5 protein-coding genes are annotated in these 4,517 nt (G+C 76.5%); 4 read left to right on the top strand and 1 reads right to left on the bottom strand.

What is annotated here, in order from left to right:
- The coding region (locus FH969_RS14465) for a S16 family serine protease (protein WP_139987882.1) at positions 1-928 on the top strand (928 nt) is incomplete at its 5' end.
- A gap of 42 nt (positions 929-970) precedes the next feature.
- Positions 971-2,044 carry a DNA integrity scanning diadenylate cyclase DisA gene (disA, locus tag FH969_RS14460; RefSeq protein WP_108718173.1) on the top strand — a complete coding sequence of 358 codons (1,074 nt, stop codon included), beginning with the start codon at positions 971-973 and terminating at the stop codon, positions 2,042-2,044.
- A 21-nt stretch (positions 2,045-2,065) separates the two neighbouring features.
- Here the strand turns inward: disA and FH969_RS14455 are convergent, their stop codons facing one another.
- Positions 2,066-2,752, bottom strand: coding sequence for a hypothetical protein (locus tag FH969_RS14455; protein ID WP_139987880.1), 687 nt, complete (start codon positions 2,750-2,752; stop codon positions 2,066-2,068).
- Positions 2,753-2,772: 20 nt separating this feature from the next.
- Here FH969_RS14455 and FH969_RS14450 point away from each other — a divergent pair, with 20 nt between their 5' ends.
- Complete coding sequence (locus FH969_RS14450; protein WP_139987878.1) at positions 2,773-3,702, top strand: HhH-GPD family protein; 930 nt, start codon at positions 2,773-2,775, stop codon at positions 3,700-3,702.
- 74 nt (positions 3,703-3,776) lie between these two features.
- Entirely contained in the window at positions 3,777-4,331 is a 555-nt protein-coding gene (locus tag FH969_RS14445) for a hypothetical protein (RefSeq protein ID WP_139987876.1), read from the top strand.
- The last annotated feature ends 186 nt before the right edge of the window (positions 4,332-4,517 follow it).

Here is a 4,517-nt window from a genome sequence, read left to right as displayed (position 1 = left end):
GGAGGGCGCCGCTGGCGGTGTCGCACAGGTGCGCGAGGTCGCGGCCGCGGTGATCGCCGTGGCGAAGGCCCGGCACCTGCCGGTCGTGCTGGTGGGGCACGTGACGAAGGACGGCGGGATTGCGGGGCCGCGCGTGCTCGAGCACCTCGTCGACGTGGTGTGCCAGTTCGAGGGCGAGCGGCACTCGCGCCTGCGCATGGTGCGCGCGGTGAAGAACCGGTACGGCCCGACCGACGAGGTCGGCTGCTTCGACCTGGGCGACTCCGGCATCGAGGGGCTCGCCGATCCGAGCGGTCTGTTCCTCTCGGAGCGGCGCTCGCCCGAGCCGGGCTGCTGCGTCACGATCACGCTCGACGGCGCCCGCCCGATGCCGATCGAGGTGCAGGCGCTCGTCGCGACGTCCTCGGCGCCGCACCCGCGCCGCGCGACCGCCGGGGTGGATCCCGCGCGCGTGTCGATGGTGCTCGCGGTACTGGAGTCGCGCCTGGCGCGCGGGGTCGCGGGTCAGGACGTCTACGTCTCCACCGTGGGTGGTGCGCGGGCGCTCGAGCCCGCGGCCGACGTCGCGCTCATCCTCGCCCTCGCCAGCGCGCGGTCCGGCCTGCCGCTGCGGCCGGGCCTCGTCGCGGTCGGCGAGGTCGGGCTGACCGGGCAGCTGCGTCCCACCACCGGGCTCGAGCGCCGCTTGGCGGAAGCGGTCCGGCTGGGGTTCACGTGCGCCGTCGTGCCCGAGGGCCTCGGCGGGGCCGGCGCCTCGGGTGTGCGCGCACCCGAGGGACTGCGTCTGCTGCCCGCGGGGGACGTCGCGGCTGCGCTCGCGCTCGCCCTGGACGGCGCGGACTCTCCCGTCGGCGCCTCCGACGGACGCACCCCGGCGGCGCCGCCGGACGAGCTCGAACGCGCTCGGCGGGCGCGCGGCGGCCGGTGAGCAGCCCCGGCCGGCAGCCGCCGCTGCCGTAGAGTGCGCGCCATGTCCGACGTCGTCCCCGCCGCCTCCGGCCGCTCGTTCCTGAGCGCCGTCGCGCCCGGGACGGCGCTGCGCGACGGCCTCGAGCGCATCCTGCGCGGACGCACCGGCGCCCTCATCGTGATCGGGTACGACCCGGTGGTGGAGTCGATCTGCTCCGGCGGGTTCGAGCTCGACGTCGCGTTCTCCTCCACCCGGCTGCGCGAGCTGGCGAAGATGGACGGCGCGATCGTCATGGACACGAGCGCGTCGCGCATCCTGCGGGCGGCCGTCCAGCTGCTGCCCGACGCCTCGATCGAGACGTCGGAGTCCGGCACCCGGCACCGCACCGCGCAGCGCGCAGCCGTACAGACGGGCTACCCGGTCATCTCGGTCAGTCAGTCGATGCGGATCGTCGCCGTGTATTACAAGGGCGAGCGGTACGTCGTGGAGGACTCCGACGCGATCCTGTCCCGCGCCAACCAGGCCCTCGCGACGCTCGAGCGCTACCGAGCCCGGTTGGACGAGGTCACGCAGACGCTGTCCGCCCTCGAGATCGAGGACCTCGTCACGGTGCGGGACGTCGCCACCGTGGTCCAGCGCCTGGAGATGGTGCACCGGATCTCGATCGAGATCGCCGGCTACGTGACCGAGCTCGGCACGAACGGCCGCCTCCTTGCGCTGCAGCTCGACGAGCTCGTGGGCGCTTCCTGGCCCGACCGCGAGCTCGTGGTGCGCGACTACATCGACGAGCGGCGCACGCTCGCCGAGTCGCTCGCGAGCATCGAGGCCCTCGACTCCACCGAGCTCATCGACCTCGCGCAGGTCGCCCGGCGCCTCGGCCTCGGCGGTGCGGGCGGCGACGTGCTCGACGCCGCCGCGTCCCCGCGCGGGTTCCGGATGCTCACCCGGCTGCCGCGCCTGCCGATGCCGATCGTCGAGGCCGTCGTCGCGCACTTCGGCACGCTGCAGAAGCTGCTCGCCGCGACGGTGGAGGACTTCCAGGTGGTGGACGGGGTCGGCGCGGTGCGCGCCCGCTCGCTGCGAGAGGGGCTGTCGCGCCTCGCCGAGACATCGCTCATCGACCGCTTCGTGTAGCGCTCTGCCGTAGGCACCGCGCTACTGCAGGACGAACGTCGCCTCCGCGCGCAGCACCTGGTCCCCCGACGTCTGCGTCACCACGGCGAGGTACGTCCCGGCCTGCGCGACCGGCATCCCACCCGGGCAGCCGTCCTGGGACAGCGCACCGGGCCACGAGAGGTCCTGGAAGTCCTCGCTGTCAGCGGGCAGCAGCAGCCTGCGCGAGGTCGGCTCGAACGGGCACTGCGCCGAGCTCCAGACCGGGACGCCGCCGGAGCTGATCTCCAGCACGGTGGCGCCGGACCCGAGGTCGACGAGGCAGTCCGGGCCCGAGCCGGTGCTCACGCCGAGCACCATCGCGACGCCCGCACCCACCGCATTCGTCGCGGGCACTGTGAGCGTGAGCTGGGCCTGCTCGGGTGTGCACGCGGTCGGCGTCGGCGGGGTCGCGCCGAGCGGGTACTCGGTGGGCGAGGGCTCCGGCGCGGTCGTCGGATCGGTGGCGCCCCCGGTACCGGCGTCGGTGGGCACGTCCGTGGGGTCCCCGGCGGGGCTGCTGGTCGGGGTCCCGGTCGCCTCGGCGTCGCCCCCGGTGAAGAGCCCCACGAGCGCCGTCACGCCCCAGGCCGCGGCCCCCAGCACGAGAAGCCCCAGGATCAGGGCGACCAGGCGTCGCCGTCGGTACGCCGCCGCCGTCGCACGGGTCGGTCGCGATGGGTTCGGCACCCTGTGAGGATAGGCGAGCCATGACCGCCGCCCCCCACAGCCCGCGCCCGGCGTCGCCCGATCCCCACCCGACCGCCGCGCACCCGGCGCACCTGCACCGCGCCGTCGCGGAGTGGTACGCGGCGCACGCGCGCGACCTGCCCTGGCGCGCCGCCGACGCCACCGGCTGGAGCGTGCTGGTGAGCGAGGTCATGCTGCAGCAGACGCCGGTCGCCCGGGTCGAGCCCGTCTGGCGCGCCTGGCTCGCGGCCTGGCCGACGCCCGCCGACCTCGCCGCCGCGCCCGTCGCCGACGTGCTGCGCGCCTGGGGCCGGCTCGGCTACCCGCGTCGGGCGCTGCGCCTGCGTGATGCCGCCGCCGCGATCGTCGCGGCGCACGACGGCGAGGTGCCGCTCGACCTCGACACCCTGCGTGCACTGCCGGGCATCGGGGAGTACACCGCGGCCGCCGTCGCGGCGTTCGCGTACGGTCGGCGCGCCGTCGTGCTCGACACGAACGTGCGACGCGTGCTCACGCGCGTGCTCGACGGCGAGGCGCTGCCCGCCCCGTCGCTCACCTCCGCGGAGCGCACCCGTGCGGCCGCGGTGCTGCCCCGCGACCCGGCGGCCGCCGCGCGGTGGAGCGTCGGGATCATGGAGCTCGGCGCGCTCGTGTGCACCGCGCGCGCCCCGTCCTGCACCGCCTGCCCGGTCGCCGGCGCGTGCGCGTGGCGCGCGGCGGGCTACCCGCCCGACCCCCACGCGCACCGGCGCCGGGTCCAGGCCTGGCACGGGACGGACCGGCAGGCCCGTGGCCGGCTGCTCGGCGCCGTGCGCGAGGCCGGTGGCGTGGTGCCCGACGCCGTGCTCGGCCTGGCCTGGCCCGAGGCGGAGCAGCGTGAGCGGGCGCTGGCCACGCTCGTGGCCGACGGGCTGCTCGTCAGCCGCGACGACGGGTACGCGCTGCCGTAGCGGGCCGACCTCGAGGGGCCCGCGGGCGTGCGCGCCTGCGCCGTCGTGGCGCGCTCCTCGCCTACCGTGAGGACGTGGGCACGCCGGAGGACACGCCGTTCGGGGGACGTTCCTCGAGCACGCCCGCCGGCACGCCCCAGCCCGTCGACACGTCCCCACTCGTCGGGCGGACCGACCCCGACGTCGAGGGCGGTCTGGCGGTGCAGGCGACCACCCGCACTCTCGCCGCGATGGCCGCCTCCGTGGTCGGCCTCGGCCTCGTGGCGGCGGGCGCGGCGAGCATGGCGCGGGTCGAGGACGGCGGCATGGGCGCCGACATGGTCACCCCCGGGCTCGTCGTGCTCATGGTGGGAATGCTCGCGGCGCTGGTCGGGGCGGTGCTCGCCGCCTGGGTGCTGCTACGCCTGCTGCGCCACGACGTCCCGGTACCGGGGCACGCCGTCGCCGGCCTGTCCCGGGCGCTCGGGCTCTGCGCACGCGGCCTCGTCGCGGCGCTCGTGCTGACGGTCGGGGTCTGGGTGGTCGTGCGGCCGTCCGCGACGCTGTCCGCGGTGCTCGGCGGGCTGGTCGCGGTCCAGGTGGCCGTCGTCATCGGCGCCGTCCGGGCGCGGGTTCTGCGCCCGCGCTGACGCCTCCGCGCCGCCTGCCCCCAGCGACGCGGCCCGCCCCCAGAACGGCCCGAGGCGACGCGGCCGACCTCCAGAACGGCCCGAAGCGACGCGGCCGACCTCCAGAACGGCCCGAAGCGACGCGACCGTCGCCCAGAACGGCCCGAAGCGACGCGACCGTCGCCCAGAACGGCCCGAAGCGACGCG

This window comes from Miniimonas arenae, assembly GCF_006351005.1.
Classification (GTDB): domain Bacteria; phylum Actinomycetota; class Actinomycetes; order Actinomycetales; family Beutenbergiaceae; genus Miniimonas; species Miniimonas arenae.
The sequence above is the reverse complement of the archived record's forward strand: the minus strand, read 5'-3'. Positions and strand labels throughout refer to the sequence as shown.

What these genes read in the sequence shown, in the direction of transcription:
- disA (WP_108718173.1), top strand. Translation starts at nt 971, where the DNA reads ATGTCCGACGTCGTCCCCGCCGCCTCCGGCCGCTCGTTCCTGAGCGCC.
- FH969_RS14450 (WP_139987878.1), top strand. Translation starts at nt 2,773, where the DNA reads ATGACCGCCGCCCCCCACAGCCCGCGCCCGGCGTCGCCCGATCCCCAC.